At 42.8% G+C, this 19305-nt stretch carries 13 protein-coding genes; 12 read left to right on the forward strand and 1 reads right to left on the reverse strand.

What is annotated here, in order from left to right; genetic code table 11:
• Nucleotides 1-232: 232 nt before the first annotated feature.
• Entirely contained in the window at nucleotides 233-5110 is a 4878-nt protein-coding gene (locus HGO97_RS12300; RefSeq protein ID WP_216242050.1) for a CheR family methyltransferase, read from the reverse strand.
• Between the two features lie 401 nt (nucleotides 5111-5511).
• On the opposite strand from HGO97_RS12300, the gene HGO97_RS12305 reads away from it, so the two are divergent.
• The 12 genes from HGO97_RS12305 to HGO97_RS12360 all read left to right on the forward strand — a co-directional run bounded on the left by HGO97_RS12305 (nucleotide 5512) and on the right by HGO97_RS12360 (nucleotide 19303).
• A complete protein-coding gene (locus HGO97_RS12305) occupies nucleotides 5512-6444 on the forward strand; it encodes a LysR family transcriptional regulator (protein WP_216242051.1) in 933 nt (310 codons plus the stop codon).
• A 312-nt stretch (nucleotides 6445-6756) separates the two neighbouring features.
• Nucleotides 6757-8148, forward strand: coding sequence for an alanine/glycine:cation symporter family protein (locus tag HGO97_RS12310; RefSeq protein WP_216242052.1), 1392 nt, complete (start codon nucleotides 6757-6759; stop codon nucleotides 8146-8148).
• A gap of 128 nt (nucleotides 8149-8276) precedes the next feature.
• Nucleotides 8277-9209, forward strand: a complete 933-nt coding sequence (locus tag HGO97_RS12315) for a carbon-nitrogen hydrolase family protein (protein ID WP_216242053.1) — start codon at nucleotides 8277-8279, stop codon at nucleotides 9207-9209.
• A 31-nt stretch (nucleotides 9210-9240) separates the two neighbouring features.
• Nucleotides 9241-10248 carry an asparaginase gene (locus HGO97_RS12320; RefSeq protein WP_216242055.1) on the forward strand — a complete coding sequence of 336 codons (1008 nt, stop codon included), beginning with the start codon at nucleotides 9241-9243 and terminating at the stop codon, nucleotides 10246-10248.
• A gap of 187 nt (nucleotides 10249-10435) precedes the next feature.
• Complete coding sequence (locus tag HGO97_RS12325) at nucleotides 10436-10852, forward strand: type II toxin-antitoxin system MqsR family toxin (protein ID WP_216242057.1); 417 nt, start codon at nucleotides 10436-10438, stop codon at nucleotides 10850-10852.
• Nucleotides 10853-10962: 110 nt separating this feature from the next.
• The gene (locus HGO97_RS24225) at nucleotides 10963-12000 is read left to right on the forward strand and encodes a type II toxin-antitoxin system antitoxin SocA domain-containing protein (RefSeq protein ID WP_216242059.1); all 1038 of its coding nucleotides are present in this window, start codon (nucleotides 10963-10965) and stop codon (nucleotides 11998-12000) included.
• Nucleotides 12001-12332: 332 nt separating this feature from the next.
• Complete coding sequence (locus HGO97_RS12335) at nucleotides 12333-13058, forward strand: hypothetical protein (protein WP_216242061.1); 726 nt, start codon at nucleotides 12333-12335, stop codon at nucleotides 13056-13058.
• A complete protein-coding gene (locus tag HGO97_RS12340; RefSeq protein ID WP_216242063.1) occupies nucleotides 13055-14308 on the forward strand; it encodes an Mbeg1-like protein in 1254 nt (417 codons plus the stop codon). Before HGO97_RS12335 ends, HGO97_RS12340 begins: the two co-directional genes overlap by 4 nt.
• Nucleotides 14309-14492: 184 nt before the next feature.
• Entirely contained in the window at nucleotides 14493-16163 is a 1671-nt protein-coding gene (locus HGO97_RS12345) for a trypsin-like peptidase domain-containing protein (RefSeq protein ID WP_246597428.1), read from the forward strand.
• 26 nt (nucleotides 16164-16189) lie between these two features.
• On the forward strand, nucleotides 16190-16972 hold the full coding sequence (locus HGO97_RS12350; RefSeq protein WP_216242065.1) for a PP2C family protein-serine/threonine phosphatase: 783 nt from the start codon (nucleotides 16190-16192) through the stop codon (nucleotides 16970-16972).
• A gap of 11 nt (nucleotides 16973-16983) precedes the next feature.
• Nucleotides 16984-18741, forward strand: a complete 1758-nt coding sequence (locus tag HGO97_RS12355; protein ID WP_216242067.1) for a serine/threonine-protein kinase — start codon at nucleotides 16984-16986, stop codon at nucleotides 18739-18741.
• The gene (locus tag HGO97_RS12360) at nucleotides 18716-19303 is read left to right on the forward strand and encodes a Got1/Sft2-like family vesicle transport protein (protein ID WP_216242070.1); all 588 of its coding nucleotides are present in this window, start codon (nucleotides 18716-18718) and stop codon (nucleotides 19301-19303) included. The genes HGO97_RS12355 and HGO97_RS12360 overlap by 26 nt, the downstream gene beginning before the upstream one ends.
• The last annotated feature ends 2 nt before the right edge of the window (nucleotides 19304-19305 follow it).

The following is a 19305-nucleotide window of genomic DNA, read 5'->3' on the forward strand; positions in this document are numbered from 1 at the left end:
TACTGCTCATTTTGTTTTTTTGTTGAGTGCTGTTGGAACATTAATAGAATTATAAATATGCTTTTACACAATACAGGAATAATTAATTCAGAAAATACAATAAATACTTAACTTCTATATCAGGAAGGAAATACTGGATAAATCACAAATGATTGCAAAAAAGCTATCCTCTACCAGCATAGGGGATAGCTCTCCTTTACAAAGATAATCTCATCTCTTTAGACATCTGCCTCTAATCATCTGTCTTGGGCAGATAAGTACTTAATAACCCCACCAGTTTTTCAATCTCAATCGGTTTAGTCGTATGTGCATTCATGCCAGCGGAAAGTGACCGCTCCACATCCTCCTGAAATGCATTCGCACTCATGGCGATAATGGGAATTTCACTGGAGCCAGGTTTATTGCTTTTTCTGATTTCTCTGGCGGCTGTAAGCCCATCCATTACGGGCATCTGTATGTCCATAAGAATCAGGTCATAATAACCATCAGGTTTTTCCAAATAGCTGTTCAGGGCTTCCTCCCCATTTTTCTTTCGTTCCACTTTAAAATCATAACTGGCAAGTAAGGTCTGAGCAATCTCCGCATTGAGGTCATTGTCCTCAGCAAGGAGGATGCACCTTTCTTTGAAGATATCATCAGAACGTTTCACCTTTGGCTCATCCTGATCTGTTGGCACTGGACCTTGGGCTAATTTCATCGGTATCGTGAAATAAAATTCAGAACCAAGTCCAACCCGGCTTTCGACCTGAAGAGTTCCGCCCAGGAGTTCTACCAGGCTTTTACAGATGGCAAGCCCCAAGCCGGTTCCAGGTACCTTACTGATATTCATGCCGTCACCTTGTTCAAATGCGTCGAAAATTACGTTTAAGTTCTCTGGACTGATGCCACAGCCGGAATCCTTTACCCGGAAAGAGAATTCAGCCTGGTCATCATTCACAGGAGTTTCCTCTGCGATCAGGATTACCATACCCATTGACGGGGTAAATTTAATGGCATTGCTCAGCAGGTTTCCTAATATCTCGCGCAGGAAGACCGGGTCTGAGATCACGAACTGATGTTGGATGCTGATGGCCCGTGTCAGATTGACCCCGCCCTTGGTGGCGGAGAAATTGTATTCGGAAATAATTTCTTCCAGAAGCAGGCGCAGGTCAAAGGCGGTCTCTTTGCATTCCATCTTTCCACTTTCGATTTTTGACATATCCAGCACATCATTGACCAGCATCTGAAGATGCTGCATGGAAAGCTTCATTTTATCCAGGCAGTCTGTCAGCTTCTCCTGACTGTCAAGATTCAGCCTTGCGATATCGATCATTCCCATAATACCATTCATAGGTGTACGAATCTCGTGGCTCATCTTTGAAAGAAAACCTGTTTTGGCGGCATTGGATTGGATCGCAACTGCCAGCTCCATCTGTGCCTCTTTCAGACGTTCCCGTTCCGTGGTATCCAGGAAGGTGAATTGGACGATGCTGGCACTTTTTTCCTCAATGATCCAACTTGCTGTGCCTTCAATGGTAGAAAGACTGCCATCTTTTTTGGTCAGATTAAAGCGGGCTTCACGCTGTTCGCCGGGCTTTCCGGGTGAGTGCATAAGGCTGCCGATTCTTGCCAGGCATTTCTGATGTTCGTCTTTGGGAAGCTTATTGAACAACTGCTTCTCAAGCTCTGCCTCATTGGCCTCATCCAGAATGCTCAGAGCGATGCGGTTAATACTCAGGATCTTATTTACACGAATATCCACCTGGATGATACCGCAGACTGCTGTATTATAAAGCATCTTATAGAGTCTGTCATAACGGTCTCGTTCTGCTTCTACCTGCTCAAGAGCGCGCTTCCTTTCAGTAGTATCCATGAAGGTGCTTTGAATCAGCTTCTTACCGTCAGGGGTGGAGATGATCTTCGCAACTCCGGTCACCCAGCGTATTCCATCATTTTTGGTATAGACACGATGTTCAAAGTTGACACACTCGCCTTCCTTCTTTAAGGATAACAGCGTCCTTTTGATATAGTCGGCATCCTCTGAAACGGATACCTCTGGAAGGGTCTGGGCAGTTTGTCTGCGGAATTCTTTCAGAGATTCATAACCTAACATTTGGATGGCTTCTTCATTGGCATTATAGCAGCGCAGACTATTATCTTCTATCTCATACTGTACGATTCCGCAGACTACATTTTGATACAGTTTATTATAATAGTCACGTTCTTTCTTGAGCTGTTCTTCATATTCCTTGATCAGTGAAATATCTGTAACGATACATTGCAGTTCTATATGGTGTTCCTGCCGGAATACGACGGCCTGCAGAGAACACCAGCGTCCTTTTCCGTCTTTCTGCCAAAGGCGGCATTCTACCTTTAGGAGGTCGCCGCTGGAAGCGGACTTTCGAATTTCATCCTTTAACTCTACCCAGTCTGTAGCATGGAGAAGCCGGTCAAATCGATTGTGCAGATCCAGACGCATTTCCTCCGATGTATAGCCGATTAAGTCAAAGAAGCTGTCATTCGCATATTCGAGTACCAGGATATCGTCGAACCGCAGGCGGAGCACACCGCCGGGAACACTGTCCGTTAAATGCTTTAAGTCAAACTTGGCTGCTTCGAGCCGTTTGGTAATATCGAACATGGAGACGAGTACACCTTTAGGAGCATGGGTATGGTCAAAATAAGGGCGGATTCGGACGAGCCAAATCACATTATTTTGATCTGTGATCTCACGCTCTATGATCTTTCCCTGTCTGGAAACATCGGTCACATCCTGCGTAAAGTCAGGGTAGGAGTCCAGAAAATTAATCTGTGTGACTGGACGTTCCAGGTCCGTGACCCGTAGGTTCGTGTGCTGAAGCATGATAGGCGTAATCTTACGGATGTGCATTTTCTCATCCACATACAAGGCACCTACGTCTGCATTTAGCAAAAGGTTATCAAAGTCTGCATTGGCGGTCGTCAGTTCCACAATTTTATTCTGATACTCGGCATTGATCGTATAAAGTTCTTCATTGACTGACTGCATCTCTTCATTTGTACTTTGAAGCTCCTCGTTGGATGCCAGCAGTTCTTCATTTGTGGCCTGCAGCTCCTCATTGCGGGACTCGGACTCTTCTACAGCCAGTTTTAAATTCCAGTTGCTCTCATTCAGTTCGTCTTCCAATTCCTGGATACGGCTGTCTTTTAATTCCCGCAGATCCATCAGGCTGTCGTCAGAGACAGGACCTGCCTTCTCTTCGGCTTTGATCTGAATCAGATAGTATTCGCCTTCTTCCAGGTTGAAAAAATGGACCTTTACACACAGGATTTCTTCAGGATAGTCGGACAGACCTGTCGCCCGTCTTTCGATAATGCCCTCTGTTAACTTCCTGGAATCCAGCAGCAGGTGGTTGATAAAGGTTGCCAGACTGGGAGAGAAAAAGGAGTTCAGCCCTCCGTCAAAATGACCGTCCTGCATCCTCATATATTGACCGCCGCCCTGAATTACCTGTATGACTTTGAATTCACTATTGAGCAGTACGGATGGTCCTGCCATGGCAAACAATAGCTTTTCCGATATACCGGCAGAATACAGCCGTTTCTGCAGGATACTTGTCTGCTGGTTTCGTTCCGGCTGACGGGGTGAAAAGGTTCCCAGTGTATTCAAAGCCGGATATACGGCAAAGTCCTTTTTGGAGTAACTTTTGTTTTTAGAGTAAATCTTCCATTTTTTATCCAGCAGGTCGTAGGCATCACTCATATCGCCCACAGATTCGCTGCTACCTAAGAAAAGATACCCATCCGGTACCAAAAGCCGATAGAAGGAGGAAAGAGCCTTTTGCTGCATCTCTGGTTTTACATAGATGAACATATTCCGGCAGGAAATCAGATCTAGCTTGGAAAAAGGAGCATCACGGAATATATTATGTTTGGCAAAGACGATCATCTTACGGATCTTCTCACCGACCAGATAACCGCCGCTGGTATGCTCAAAATATTTATCTAAAATATCCTGTTCCAGATTCTCCATCAGGCTTTCGGAATAAATTCCTTTCTGGGCAGTGATGATGGCATTTTGATCGACATCGGTGGCAAATATTTTCACATCTGCAGTGATATGCAGATACTCCATACATTCGCAGAGCAAAATCGCCAGCGAATATGCCTCTTCCCCGGTAGAACAAGCGATGCTCCACAGACGGACGGATTTCTTTTTCTTCAGGAGTGGGATGATCACATTCTCACCCAAATGGCGGAAGGCTTCTTCATCTCGGAAAAAAGAGGTGACCCCAATGAGCAGATCCCGGTACAATTGGGCACGTTCTTCCTCTGTAGAAAGAAGGTGATCCAAATACTCTTCCATTCCATGGAAGTTATTGAGGGCGATACGCCGCTCGATCCTTCTATAAATGGTATTGGTCTTATAAACAGTGAAATCGATATCAGAATACTGGCTGATGGCATTGAGAATACAGGAATAATCCTCAGCCAGCTCCATTTGATTCAATTCCTCCTGATGCATGGACTGGATATGGGGATTTTTCAGGTATTCTCTCAGAGAAGTACCAATCTGGTCTACGTTGAGGATCAGATCGACCATACCGGTAGCAATGGCGCTTTGGGGCATGGATGCATACTGTGCCTGTGTCGGCTTCTGCACGATGACAAGGCCGCCGTTCTCCTTAATAGAGCCGATTCCAAGAGCTCCGTCCGATCCGCTTCCAGACAAAATAATAGCTGCGGCATGCACGTCGCTTACCGAAGCCAGAGATTGAAACAGCAGATTAATAGGCAGGTATAATTGGTTTCGGTCATGGGCTGATTCCAGATGGAAACATCCATCTTTCATGGTCAATGTTTTTCCCGGGTGATTTAAGTAGATGTGATTAGGTTTGGGAACTGCTCCTTCCTCTGCAAGCTGTACCGGCAGGCGGGAAGACTTTTGTAGAATCTTATCCATCAGGCTGACGGCATCTGGTGAGAGATGCTGTACAATGATAAATGATGCACCTGTATCCAGAGGCATATGTTGAAATAACTCCTGCAGAGCCTCCACACCTCCAGCGGAAGCACCTACCCCTACATAACATCGTACATTCTCCTGATTCAGCGGGAACTGCTCTGCCTGATCGGCACTCTGTTCTCCCATGATACTCTCCTTTCCGTGAGCGATATATAGGATGATTGTATATATGTTCGTGAATCTTAGATTAATGTTTTTCTTTCATGTTTTTCTTATATGCAAAAAAACACCTGATGCAGATAAATCTTCATCAAGTACAATATCATTATATCATATGGTATACGTATTTGCACTGAATCTCATCATAATTTGTCATTTATGCGAAATTTTAGTATTTTCTTAACACTATTTCTAAGAGACAGACGGGATATATACGATTTTGCAGATACCGCTGGGCGAAAAATATTTACGTACCGATTAGATATAGATGTTTTTTAGTGGCTAATGTAGGTGTATTTTGATACAATAAAGGCAATTACAGCGTAAAAAAATAACTGGAATCTCTTAAAATGGATGGGGGAGATACTATGGAAATCAGGAATCTGAAAACATATATAGAAGTATGTGAAAAAAATAGTTTTACCAAGGCCGCCCAACAGATGGGATATACGCAGTCGACTGTGACGGGCCAGATCAAACAGTTAGAGGAGGAACTGGGAGTTTCACTGTTTGACCGGAATGGGAAGCATATTAAGCTGAATGCAATGGGGGAAGAGCTTCTTACCTATGCGAACCGAATTGTGGCGCTGGAGGAGGAAGCCAAAGATCAGTTTTCTGATTCCGTAACGCCAAAAGGACTTCTGCGAGTCGGTGTGATTGAGTCTGTAGGGGCATTTTTGCTTCCTGATATTTTAAGAGCCTACATGCAGGCGTATCCTCTTGTGAATATTTGGGTGCGTACGGGTACGACACGGGAGATACAGCAGATGCTCTGCCAGAATCAGATCGATCTAATGCTTACCCTGGATGATCGTGTGACGTCCCCGGACTGGATATGTGCATTAGAGAGAAACGAAGAGATTGTCTTTCTCTGCAGTCCGGGCCATCCCTTCGCACTGCGACAAGAGGTGCCTCTATCAGAGGTTGTATGTGAGAATATGCTGCTGACAGAGCGGAAGTGTAATTACCGTCAGACTTATGAGCAAATCTGTAATACTCATGGGTTCAGCCAGAGGTCCAGTCTGGAAATCGGGTCAACGAATACCATTCTTGATTTTACGCAGAATAATCTTGGACTATCGCTGCTTCCGGCTTTTACCGTACAGAGCCGCCTGGCAGCAGGCCAGCTCTCTACGTTTTCGGTGAAGGATGTTGAGATTGAAATGCTGGTCCAGCTCATTTATCGGAAAAGTAAGTACTGCTCTCCGGCCATGAAGGCATTCATAAATCTTGCAAAAGAGAGTATTTGCGGGAGCTCATTTGAGCAGAGTGGTGTTGAAGAATCTGTCAGTGGATCTTAAAAATTTGTTTTTATGTGCGTTTCGGGGTGATGCTTCGGAGCGCATTTTTTTCGTCTATTGTTCTAGTAAATCTATATCGGAAAATCAGATAACGTATTTCAAATATTTCAATTTTACTAATAACACAGTTTATGATAATTTAAATTTAGACAGAATGTTCGGAAAACTTGAAGGAGAAATCAGATAATAAGGGTTCCCAGGGTAGAACCTGATCGTATCAGTGAGGAGGATGGAGATGAAACATCAAAAGAGAAAATGCAGAACGTTTACTAGTGAGAGTGTGGTTAGTTTCATGAGAAGGGAGAGGACAATATGCTGAATTCTATTTTAACTTCAATCAATGACTTTTTGTATATCTACATTTTAGTGGCTTTATTAGGTGCCGCAGGAATTTATTTTACAGTCAGGACGAAGGCAGTGCAGTTCCGTCTGTTAAAGACAGGTCTAAAGTCCCTGGTGGACAAGAAAAAATCTGAGCAGGGAATCTCGGCGTTCCAGGCATTGATGATTTCTACGGCATCCAGAGTTGGTACAGGAAATATTATAGGTGTGGCAACAGCGATTGCAATCGGAGGTCCGGGAGCTGTTTTCTGGATGTGGATCATGGCACTTTTGGGAGCCGCATCTGCCTTCATGGAAAGTACGCTGGCCCAGATTTATAAGGTACATGACGGAGACCAATTCAGAGGCGGACCGGCATATTATATTCAGCAGGGGCTTGGAAAGAAATGGCTGGGTGTCATCTATGCAGTTTTATTGATGGGATGTACCGGGTTCGGATGGAATACCACAACTGCTTATAATATGAGCGCGGCACTGGAATATTATGTACCGAATTATAGAGATGGCATCGGCCCCATGGTATTAGGAGCAATTCTGGTTGTTCTGGTTGGATGCATCATATTCGGCGGTGTAAAGAGGATCGGTTTCATGTCTTCTGTGCTCGTTCCGATTATGGCAGTCTTTTATATTATTTTTAGTTTAGTCTGTGTAATTGCAAATATTGGAGAGCTTCCGAGAGTGTTTGGTTCTATTTTTTCAAATGCATTTGATTTTTCGGCAATGGCCGGCGGTTTTGCTGGTTCCTGTATGGTACAGGGAGTCAAGCGGGGGCTGTTCTCAAATGAGGCTGGTATGGGAACCGGACCGAATGCAGCAGCGGCAGCAGATTGTGACCATCCGGCAGAAGCTGGTATGGGACAGATGATATCTGTATTTTTGGATACGCTGGTCATCTGTTCAGCGACAGCAATGATCGTACTCGTATCTGGGGTTGAAGGGACATCTGCAAATGCAGGAACTCCATTTGTCCAGGCAGCAGTTATGAGCATGTTCGGAAGCTGGGGAATACATATTATCACAGCGGCGTTATTCCTGTTCGCATTTACTACTTTAATAGGAAATTACTATTATGCAGAGGCGAACCTAAGATTCATTACGGAGAAAAAGAGTGTGCTGATGATCTTTAGAGTGGTAGCTCTTTGCATTATCTTCATCGGTACTGGTGTCAGCTTTGATACAGCATGGAATATGACTGACATCTTAATGGGCCTTGTAGCTATTGTAAATATTCTTGCCGTATTTGCGCTCAGCAAGGTAGCACTGAATGCGCTGAAGAATTATGACAAGCTCAGAAAGACCGGAGAAAAGCCTATATTTAAGGCAAAAGATATCAATTTAAATAATACAGAATGCTGGAAGTAAGTGATACTTTTAGAAGAATACAGAACACCTGCCTGCAAGGCCGGGGATACAGCATCGCTGATAGAAAAAAATCATGGAAAAAATTTTAAGAAAATATAGTTTTATGAAAAAAAAGGAGGTTTTACTTCATGCAGGATTTAAAAAGTCAGATTTGTAAAGTTGCGTTAGTGCAGGCAGAACCTGTACTATTCGATAAGGAAAAAACAATAAAAAAGGCACTTAAGTGTATTGAGGAGGCTGCAGAGAATGGGGCGCAGTTGATTGTTTTCCCGGAATCTTTTGTACCATGCTATCCCTATGGAATGACTTTTGGATTTTCCGTCGGAGCACGTACCAAGGAAGGACGGGTGGATTGGAAGCGGTACTATGATAATTCTATGGTTGTTCCGGGGGATGAGACAGAACTTCTGGGCCAGGCAGCGGAAAAGTATGGTGTGTATATCAGTATGGGAATTACAGAGCGGGATGCGGTCAATACGACACTGTATTGTACGAACTTGATTTTTTCACCGGATGGTAAGCTGGCGGCAAAGCATCGCAAATTAAAGCCGACAGGGGCAGAGCGTTATATTTGGGGAGATGGCTATGAGGGACATTTCCCAGTTGTAGAGACACCATGGGGCGTGATGGGCAGCTTGATCTGCTGGGAGAATTATATGCCTCTTGCAAGGGTTGCGTTATACGAAAAGGGGACAGCGATTTATCTGGCACCGAACACAAATGACAACCCGGAATGGTTCGATACCATACGTCATATTGCAATTGAGGGACATTGCTATGTCATCAATGTAGATCAATATGTGCGAAGAGAGAGCTATCCGAAGGATTTGAATGCACAGGATGAAATTCAAAGACTCCCAGAGACGATCATGAATGGTGGAAGCTGTGTCGTGGACCCATATGGTCATTATGTGAATGAACCTGTATGGGGACAGGAGGCAATCGTATATGCAGAGCTGGATATGGAGGCTGTTGCATCAAGCCGTATGGAATTTGACGGGGTCGGACATTACTCAAGACCGGATGTGCTCAAGCTGCAGATCAATGAACCACAGGATTGATTGACTCAAGTGTTTGAGAGGGAGTGAGGTTATGAAGAAAATCTTGATCATAAATACGGGTGGTACATTTTCTTCTGTGGAGAGTGACAGCGGACTGGCACCAGGGATTTCCGGGGAACAGATTATCGATGCGATTCATCCTGGGAAGCAGATATGCCAATTGGAAATGGAAGATTACTGCTCCCTTGACAGTGCCAATATTACGCCTGAGGATTGGGTCGAGATTAGCCGGAGAATCAGCCGGGCCGTGAATGTCTATGATGGTGTCGTGGTGATTCATGGAACCGATGTCATGGCTTATACAGCGGCAATGCTTTCTTTTCTGTTGCTGCACGTGCCGCTTCCTGTTGTGCTGACAGGAAGCCAGCTCCCCTTGTTCGCACCGCTGACAGATGCAGTCGATAACTGCCAGTGTGCGATACAGATGGCACTTTCCGGTAAGAACGGGGTCTATGTCGTATTTAACAAGAAAATCATGTTGGGATGCAGGACTTCAAAAGTCAGGACCGTCAGTTTCGATGCTTTTGAGAGCATCAATTATCCGCAGGTGGGGGGATTCAATGCCTTTGGAATGCAGTTGAATGAGGATGCCCTGCCAAAGCAGACGGGAGAGTTGGCATTTGATCCGGCGTATTCAGACCGAATTGCTGTGTTGAAGGTATTTCCTGGACTGAATCCAGATATATTTTCCTATCTGTATGAAAAAGGATATGAAGGAGTTTTTATTGAAGGCTTTGGTTTGGGCGGAGTTCCATTCATGAAGAACAACCTATTAAAAGAAATCAGGAAGGCCTCCGAGAAAGGCATGGCGATCCTGGTGGGAAGCCAATGCAGATATGAAGGAAGTAACCTGAATATATATGAAACAGGGCAGAGGGTAAAGGCCTGCGGAGGGATTCCAGTCTATGATATGACCCAGGAGGCTGTAGTGGCAAAATTAATGTGGTGCTTGGGAAGGACGAAAGACAGGAATGAAATTCAGCGGTATTTTTATACAAACCTGACCAATGAAGTCACCTTGGAAAATGAAAGGGCGTAGATGTTCGGAATCCAGCAAATAATGAAAGAGAATTAGACCGTGAAAGACCATTTCTGATAACAGAAATGGTCTTTTTGGTATCAATGATACTGTAAATATTGACTTTTATAAAGAAGGTGATATAATAATAGTATCATTGATACTATTATTGGCATATAAGAAATGGATATACAAGAGAGGAGGAAGAATGCCACAATACCAAAAGACAAAGTCGGAAGTAAATCAATTCTTAGAAAAAGTAAAAAGATTGATTACATACGACGGAAGAACAACAATTAATAATCGGCCATGGGCAAAGGGCCGGGTAAATAAGACATTAACATATATGGCAGAGACAGGTATAACAAAGCAGGATATTTGTAGAGTTGTACAAGAACTAGAAGTTTGTAATTATTGTTACACAGCAGATGATAGAAATGAGAGATTCCCAAACGAACAGGTTTGGGTGTTTGGAATTACAAAAAAGTTGATTGATAAGGAAGAGTCTTTATATATAAAATTAAAGATTCGTATTATTAAGGAAGAAATATTATTAATAATGTCATTCCATCCAGAGAATCCAGGAATGGAAAGCTTTAAGTTAAAATTTCCATACAAAGATTAGACCTAGAAAATAGCGTAAATATTAAATTAGAGAAGAATAATAATTTATTTGGCAGTTTTGTGGCTGCCAAATGAATTATGTTAATTACATATATTGAAGAGGATAATAAAGTGAAGAATGATAAAGAAAGGAGCGGCAAGATGGATAAAATGTTATTATGTTTTGAATGTGGTAATTTAAGTAATTATAATTTAAGAGAAACAATTAGAAAATATGAAGGAGAAGGCTATCAGTTTGAGATGTTGGTTAAGATTCCATTTTGCGATGTATGTGGTGCTCCAATATATGACGAGGAGACTGAAAATGAGATAGCTAAATTGGCAAATGAAAAGATAAGAGAACAGAGGGAGATTGTTTCGAAAAAAGATATTATTGAAATTTTAGATACATATAGTGTGAGTCAAAAGTTTTTAAGCAGGTTATTGGGATGGGGAGAAATTACACTTACAAGATATGTAGGGGGGAATTATACACCGAATAAGAGCAATAGTGATAAGCTAAAAGAATTAAAGAACCCATATATGTTTAAAAAGCTATTAGAGGATAATCTTCGGGATACAGAAGAACGTAAAGAGGAGAAATCATTTAAAAAAGCTAGTTGTAAGGTTCACAAAGAGTTAGAAAAATTGGAGGAATCAAAAGGGAAGATTTTCAAGGTAGTTAATTGGTTTTTAGCACAGTCATCAGATGAGGCACCAATTACACATTTAGCGTTGCAGAAGTTGTTGTATTTTACGCAGTGTTGGAGTATAGCACTTGATGGTAAGGGAATATTTGAAGATGATTGCCAGGCCTGGGTTCATGGTGCGGTTTATCCTCGAGTGTATGAAGTATTTAAACAATTCAAGTATATGCCGTTACCACGAGTAGAAGAGGTCGAACATTTTAAGGATAATGAACTTATTATTTTAAATGCAGTTAAAACATATTACTATGATGTGTATAATGCAAAAGCGCTGGAAGACATCTGCCATCGAGAGGAGCCATATAAAAAGGCTAGAAAGGGGTATCAAGAAGGGGAGATGTGCCAGGAGATAATTGGTAAAGATAGTATTCAGGAATATTACGGCAGAATATTAAAAGATTATAATATCCAGATGACGGATATATCAAAGATAAAGAATTATCTTAATGCCTTATTGAAATAGTATATCAAAAGGTATACCGTTTGAGAGTAGTACTCTAAGTGGAATGACAGAAGGTTCAGAAAAAAGAATTTTTATAAAGATAGGATAACAGACGTTCGAGAATGAGCGTCTGTTTTTTGTTTTTCAGAAAAGGTGTTCCAAGGATATAACGTCAAAAATATTCTGTCCCATTTCCTGCCACACATAGTAATGAAACTGCTTATCTGCCAGAATAAAAACAGAGTCAGGCCAAGTTCTGTCATCCGTCAGAAAAAGAGGTCGTCTATCCATAAACGTCCTCTTTTTAAGGGATTTTGGATATAGTTTAGAAAAAGCAAAGGAAAGAACAGTCTATGAAGAAATGGAAAGGCATAATAGCGGGGGTGATTTTGATGAGTATTGCGGCAGAGCTAACAGCATGTATACCGAATAGAAAAGAGCAGGAAGAGCAGGCTGTACAAATGTTGAATGAAAAATATAATGAGGAATTCCAGATCGAAAGATATCTGGGGCAGGAAAGTATGAACGATTATTATGAGGTACTGGCTTTTTCTACAGAATATCCAGATATTCTGTTTGAGGCCAAGGCTGCTCAGGATGGATCGTTTATTATGGACGAATATGTGGCATCGAGAGTTTGCCGTAAAGCTGAAGAGCAGATGGAAGAGCAGTTGGGCGGTCTTCCCGGATATATTCAACTAAAAGTGCAGGCCGTCAGTAAGTCCATAGATTCTGCACAGGCAGACATGAGTATGCAGGAGTTTATGTCCATTAAATCAAATAATAGATTTGCAGTATATTTGATTTACAGTCCTGCGGAAATAGATTCAAGTAAGGTGTATCAGAACCTTACAGGCATGTTCTCAGGTCTTGAATGTATGAGCGGTAATATTCAGCTTTATGTAACAGATGAAAAGGGACTAAAGCAGACACAGGAGTATCTGGAACAGAGGGCAAAGGTAGACTATGAATTGGATGAGGTGCTTAAGTTTACAGATCCAATCACGATTCCATTTGGAAATGGGAATATCCAGTTGACTGAACGTGAATTTATAGAAATGGCAGGTGGTCGATTATGAGTTACCGGGATATACAGATGATTATAGCGTCACAGATTGCATATATGGATTTTGATCGCGATGCAGTAGATTCTGGAACATATACCGTCAAGGAATTATTAGATATGGAGCTGGAGGGGTCCCAGGGAGAGCGTAGAGACACTATTCAGAAACTATTAGACCGGATTGCAGAAAATTCAATCACGCAGGAGTGCGGGAACTGGAAGATAAAGGATATCAGGGATAACCAGAGCACCAGCGGAATGTACGCCTGTCTGCTGGACACAGGAGATGGCAATGCCCTGGTAGCATTCCGCGGAAGTGAATCCGATAATTTAAGTAATGTATGTAAAGACTGGATTCAATCTGATTTCGGATTAATCAATAGTGTCCTGACGCCGCAGCAGATAACGGCGGAGCAGTACATGAGGGATATTTATCAGAAATATGGAAAGGAATTTACAAGCTTTAGTACTACAGGTCATTCCCTCGGCGGGAATCTGGCAGAGCATGCAGTGATTACGGCCCCTGATGGGATGCGCAATAAGATTGACTGCTGTGTAAATCTGGACGGGCCGGGATTTTCTAATCAATATTTGACAGCGCATGCAAATGATATCCAAAAGTCTCAAGGACAGATCAAGCATTATCAATGGAGCTGGTGCGGACGTCTGTTCAATGTGGTTCCGGGGAGCTATTATCAGACAATTAAAGCGCAGACTCCTGATAAGGGAATTCTGCTTTTGTCGATGGGTTGGCGGCATGATACATACAACGTGGTTGAATTTGATGAGAATGGGAATGCGATTCCAGGAAAGCCGGATTGGTTTGCAATTGCTGTGGACCCATTGGCAAAAGCAATTGATTATTCTTTTTTCCTGATCAGTGGAGGAACCATAGGTATTCTATACAATACGATAGATGCAATAAAAGATGGGTTGGAGGGCCTGTGGAGAAAGTGGGAAGAGATCAGGATGTCTTATTGGAGACAGGCGGAGTTTGAACTAAATGCATATGCAGTAGAAGGAGAAATCGAACAGTTGTCAGATGTAATTCCCCAGATGCGTGAAATCGGAGAACGAATCGAGCAGATTCAAAGGGAGCTGGCGTTTCAATCTATTGCTGCCGGATATGTAAAGGTCAAGCTGTGGAGTACGGCCAACCATATCGGACAGGATGCCAAAAAAATGGAGGGACTTTGCAGAGCAGGAAAAGAATGTACACAATGTTATCAGTCATATGAACAAAAAATTGTGGATAACTATGTCTGATTTTGTAGAAAATGTGAAAAAAGTGTGTCCACAAAACCCGCCACATATTGTATCTGCAGCGGCCCATATATATGATGAACTTAATCATGTAAAAATTATATTATACCGGGAGATTAACCCATACAGACAGATAAGGATGGTGCATGACGGGGGATTTCTCAAAACCATGTAGGAGGACTAGTTTATGAAAAAATTAAGACAAAAGGCAGGCCGGATTTTAACTTTGGTGGTTACATTGTGCATGATGTTCACAATGACGCTTCCGGTAATGGCAGAAGACGAAACAAATAATCTGGTTGCAACAGATGACCCAAGAGAAAGTATCATGCTGATGACACTTGGGTATGAAGATGATAATGGAGTTTATCAGGCATATAAAGGGGGAACTTGTTTCCTGATCAATGACGAATATGTTTTGACGAATAAACATGTCGTCACAATATCTTCTCAGGATGAATTAAATGATTTAAGAAAAATGAGCGGTGTTGCAGATTTACAGGCATCTGACAGCCATATCAAATTATATCTCTTTGTAAACAGAGATATGAAGGTGGCAGCAACGATGCATGATAGTGTGAACAGTGATGATATGGACTTTGCGGCAGTAAAGCTTGCTGAGAAGATTTATGACAGAAAGCCAGTTGCACTTGGTGACAGTGATGCAGTGAAGACAAAGGAAGCTGTTTATGCAATGGGATTCCCGGCAGATTCCATCAGTACGAAAAACTATAATACGAAAGATGATGTATCAACAGTTAACGGTGCGGTTTCAAAACTGACTGTTACAGGCAACGTAGATATTATTGAACATACAGCTCCGCTGAACCTTGGAAATTCTGGTGGACCTTTATTAGATGAAAATAATAATGTGGTTGGTCTGAACACCTTTATAGCAGGCAAGAAAAATTATTCTATTCAGATTAATTACATAAAGAAGGGACTGGATACATTTGGAATTCCATATGTGGCAGGAACTCCAATGAATTCTACACCAGAGCTTACGCAAGACACGGAAACCACACCAGATTCAGAAAAAGAAGAAGAGAAACCAGACAACACAGCAATCCTCACAGAACTTCAATCCGCATTAGATGATGCCAAAGCTGTTGACACCACCAAATTCACAGAAGAGACAGTGAAAGCTCTCGATGACAGCATTGGAACTGCAGAAGCAGTTTTAGCCAATGATGCAGCAGAGGCAGTTGAGATTCAGAATGCAACAGATGATTTAAATGATGCAATCAATGCGCTCGAAGAAAAGTCTGGACCGAACATGATGCTGATCATTGCCATTGTGGCAGCAGTTGTCATTGTGATCATCATTATTATTGTAGTAGTAATGTCAAGTAAGAAGAAAAAAGCAGCACCGGTTCCTGTACAGGGAGGGCCGGCACCAGGTCCATCCAATTGGGATGCGAACAGCGGAAATGCATACGGCTCTGTAGACAGCTTTGCAAAACCAAACCCAATGCCACAGCAGGATACGATTCCAGAAGGAGCAGGAGAGACAACGCTGCTTGATGCCGGAGCAGGAGAGACGACACTGCTTAGCAACGCAGGAAGCGCATATCTGATTCGCAAGAAGAATGGAGAAAAGATCGCAGTCAACCTTCAGAACTTCAAGCTGGGCAAAGAAAGGAAAAAAGTAAACTACTGTATTTCAGATAATACCTCGGTCAGCCGTGTTCACTGTGAAATCGTTAAGAAAGGGTCTGATTATTATGCAATCGACCAGGGCGCTACGAACTTTACATTTGTAAATGGTGTTCAGTTAAGTCCACATAAGGAAACCTTATTATCTGATCAGTCTGTTTTAAAATTATCAGATGAAGAATTTGAATTTCATTTATCATAAGTAAATTAGTGAAACAGGAGACAGAAATGGGTTTTTTAAGTATTGCACATAGTGATGTTGGAATAAAAAAGAATACCAATCAGGATTCTGTCTTAATCAAGCAGGCATCTACAGATTACGGAGAGGTATTGCTCTCTGTAATCTGTGATGGCATGGGCGGCCTTGCAAAAGGTGAGGTCGCCAGTGCAGCTTTGATTAGGGCTTTTTCTGATTGGTTCGAAAAAGTTTTTCCTTTTATTCTCTATGAGAAAAGAGAGACAAAGGAAATCGATTACAATTCCCTGCAAAAAAGCTGGAATGAGCTGATAGACAATGTGAATCATAAAATCGCAGATTACGGAGCGGGATTTCATGCCCCATGTGGGACAACGCTGGTGGCACTTTTATTAATCGACCATCATTACTACATTGTAAATGTAGGGGATTCAAGGACATACCGCCTGAACCGAAGTCTGGAGATGATTACAAAAGATCAGACCTTTGTACAGCGGGAAATGGACGAGGGACGCATGACGGAAGAGGAAGCCCGTAATCATCCGCAGAGGAATGTGCTTCTGCAATGTGTAGGAGCAAGTCAGGTAATCATCCCTGATTTTTATGAGGGAGAATATGAGGAAGGTGACTTGTTCATCCTCTGCTCGGACGGGTTCCGCCATCAGATTACAGTCGATGAATTTATGAAGATATTAAGCCCTCAATTGCTGACGGATGAAAAAGCAATGCGGGATGCAGCAATCTACTGTACGGAACTGAACAAGCAGAGAAAAGAAAGCGATAATATTTCCGTCATTATTATAAAAACCAATTAGAGGAATAAGAGATGCTAGAGATAGGTTCCATTGTAGATGGAAAATACAAAATACTAAATAAAATCGGACAGGGTGGAATGAGCATTGTCTATCTGGCAATGAACGAGCGTGCGAATAAGCCCTGGGCAATCAAGGAGATTCGTAAGGACGGCGTATCTAACTATGAAGTGGTGAAACAGAATCTGATTGCCGAGACCGATATTTTAAAAAGGCTGAATCATCCCAATCTCCCAAGTATCATTGACGTGATTGACTGTGATGATACTTTCCTGATTGTAATGGATTATATAGAAGGAAAGCCTTTGAGTGAGGCGCTGAACCGGGAGGGGGCACAGCCTCAGGAAAAAGTGATTGAGTGGGCGAAGCAGATCTGTGATGTGCTCGGGTATCTGCATTCTCGAGTGCCGCCTATCATTTACAGGGATATGAAGCCGTCCAATGTGATGCTCAAGCCGGACGGCAATATCATGATTATTGATTTTGGTACGGCAAGAGAATACAAGTCGGCAAGTATCGCAGACACTACATGTCTGGGAACGCAAGGGTATGCGGCACCGGAGCAGTTCGGGGGACAAGGCCAGACAGATGCCAGAACAGATATTTATTGTCTGGGTGCAACATTGTATCACCTGATTACAGGACATAACCCCTGCCTGCCTCCTTATGAAATGTATCCGATCCGCCAGTGGAATCCGAATCTTTCCTCTGGTCTGGAAGAAATCATCTTAAGATGTACGCAGAAGAATCCAAATGACCGTTATCAATCCTGTGCGGAATTGATGTATGCACTGGAACACTATGATGAACTGGATCACGAGTATAAGGTAAAGCAGAACAGGAAATGGAGAACATTTCTTGCGACCTCTATTTTGACTGTCGTTTCTATGGGGGCATGTGTAGGATTCAAGGCTGCCGAGACATCCACGACGAACAGCAGTTATACGCAGTATTTGAAAAATGCGGTCTCTGCAGGAACCAGTGAGGAACGAGTGGAAAATTATCAGAGTGCAATCTATCTGAATCCGGGTGAAGAGCAGGGATATGTGGATCTTCTGAATAAGGCGTTTTTGGATGACGATGATTTTTCACAGGAGGAAGCCGCTAAAATGACGGAAATCCTGGGATATAAGGGCAGCAGCAACCGGAGCAATGAAAGTTATCTGGAGGCAGATGAAAAGGCATATGATGACTTCGCGTTCCAGATGGGGCTCGCGTATTACTACTATTATGAGGGAAATGGTAATAAACCAATGTCCCAGGCATGGTTCGACATTGCCTCGTCAAGTACCACACTGGATAGTAATAAAGTAGAACGGGCAAAACGACTGGGCAGAATCGCGGGCTACTATGCCAACCTCAACAGCAGCAACAAGGCCGGAGACAGTACTACGACATACAGAGATTATTGGAAGGATCTGACGGAGCTTGTCAGTGGGAACCTGGTCGAGATGGATAACGTAAAAACTGCGTTGGTCATGTATAAAGAAGTGGTCTATCAGATAGGACAGAATCCATTGAATTTTAAGGCAGCAGGTGTGACCAAGGAGGAATTGATTTCACAGCTTGATAAGACACAGTCCAGGCTGAACACGGATATCGTAGTTCTAAACGAGAGTGACAGAACGGAGATCGAACATTTAAAGAATACGATCCTGGATAATATTGAATGGGCAAGAAAAGAGGTCGATATCGCCTACACGACCCGTGGTATGGATAAAAATGAGGAGACAGGAGGGGCAGTGAATGCAGGAACTGGAAAAAATGATTAATATCTATCACACCGGATTCATTGTGTGTCTTGTCCTTGCCTGTGTATTCTTCGCTGTATCGGTGCTTCTGTTTTTTAAATTCAATATTCGCAGAATCATAGATATGAAAACAGGGCGCGGGGCAAAACGGACGATTCAGAAGATGGAGGAGATCAATGCAAGGACCGGGAAGCTGAGGCAGGATATGGTTTCCCATACACCGTCTGTATTGCGTCCAGAAGACCGGATTGCTTATCCGGTGACAGCGCCGAACTTAGATGTTCAGGCAGAAGCCGCATCAAGGAATGGCGGGGCAGCAGGAAACAGCGTAGGAAGCGCGGCACCTGGAATGGTATCGGGACAGTACTCGGGGCAGATATCAGGGCAGTCAGCCCAAAGTCAGGTGACAGAAAAGCTTCTGGATGATGGATCACAGGAGACGACGGTTCTGAACCAGTCAGGAGAGACGACAGTCCTTTCTCAAAACATACTGGACCAGGCGGTACAGCCTGAGATAAAACTTCCCGGACCATTCAAAATCATAAAAGAGGTCATGTGGGTACATACAGAGGAGGTTTTGTAAGG

Origin of the sequence: Faecalicatena faecalis (assembly GCF_012524165.2) — a bacterium.
GTDB classification, from domain to species: Bacteria; Bacillota; Clostridia; order Lachnospirales; family Lachnospiraceae; genus Faecalicatena_A; species Faecalicatena_A faecalis.

Bases quoted from the DNA above. Each gene is read 5' to 3' on its own strand.
- HGO97_RS12300 (WP_216242050.1), bottom strand. From the start codon at position 5,110: ATGGGAGAACAGAGTGCCGATCAGGCAGAGCAGTTCCCGCTGAATCAG.
- HGO97_RS12305 (WP_216242051.1), top strand. From the start codon at position 5,512: ATGGAAATCAGGAATCTGAAAACATATATAGAAGTATGTGAAAAAAAT.
- HGO97_RS12310 (WP_216242052.1), top strand. From the start codon at position 6,757: ATGCTGAATTCTATTTTAACTTCAATCAATGACTTTTTGTATATCTAC.
- HGO97_RS12315 (WP_216242053.1), top strand. From the start codon at position 8,277: ATGCAGGATTTAAAAAGTCAGATTTGTAAAGTTGCGTTAGTGCAGGCA.
- HGO97_RS12320 (WP_216242055.1), top strand. From the start codon at position 9,241: ATGAAGAAAATCTTGATCATAAATACGGGTGGTACATTTTCTTCTGTG.
- HGO97_RS12325 (WP_216242057.1), top strand. From the start codon at position 10,436: ATGCCACAATACCAAAAGACAAAGTCGGAAGTAAATCAATTCTTAGAA.
- HGO97_RS12335 (WP_216242061.1), top strand. From the start codon at position 12,333: ATGAAGAAATGGAAAGGCATAATAGCGGGGGTGATTTTGATGAGTATT.
- HGO97_RS12340 (WP_216242063.1), top strand. From the start codon at position 13,055: ATGAGTTACCGGGATATACAGATGATTATAGCGTCACAGATTGCATAT.
- HGO97_RS12345 (WP_246597428.1), top strand. From the start codon at position 14,493: ATGAAAAAATTAAGACAAAAGGCAGGCCGGATTTTAACTTTGGTGGTT.
- HGO97_RS12350 (WP_216242065.1), top strand. From the start codon at position 16,190: ATGGGTTTTTTAAGTATTGCACATAGTGATGTTGGAATAAAAAAGAAT.
- HGO97_RS12355 (WP_216242067.1), top strand. From the start codon at position 16,984: ATGCTAGAGATAGGTTCCATTGTAGATGGAAAATACAAAATACTAAAT.
- HGO97_RS12360 (WP_216242070.1), top strand. From the start codon at position 18,716: ATGCAGGAACTGGAAAAAATGATTAATATCTATCACACCGGATTCATT.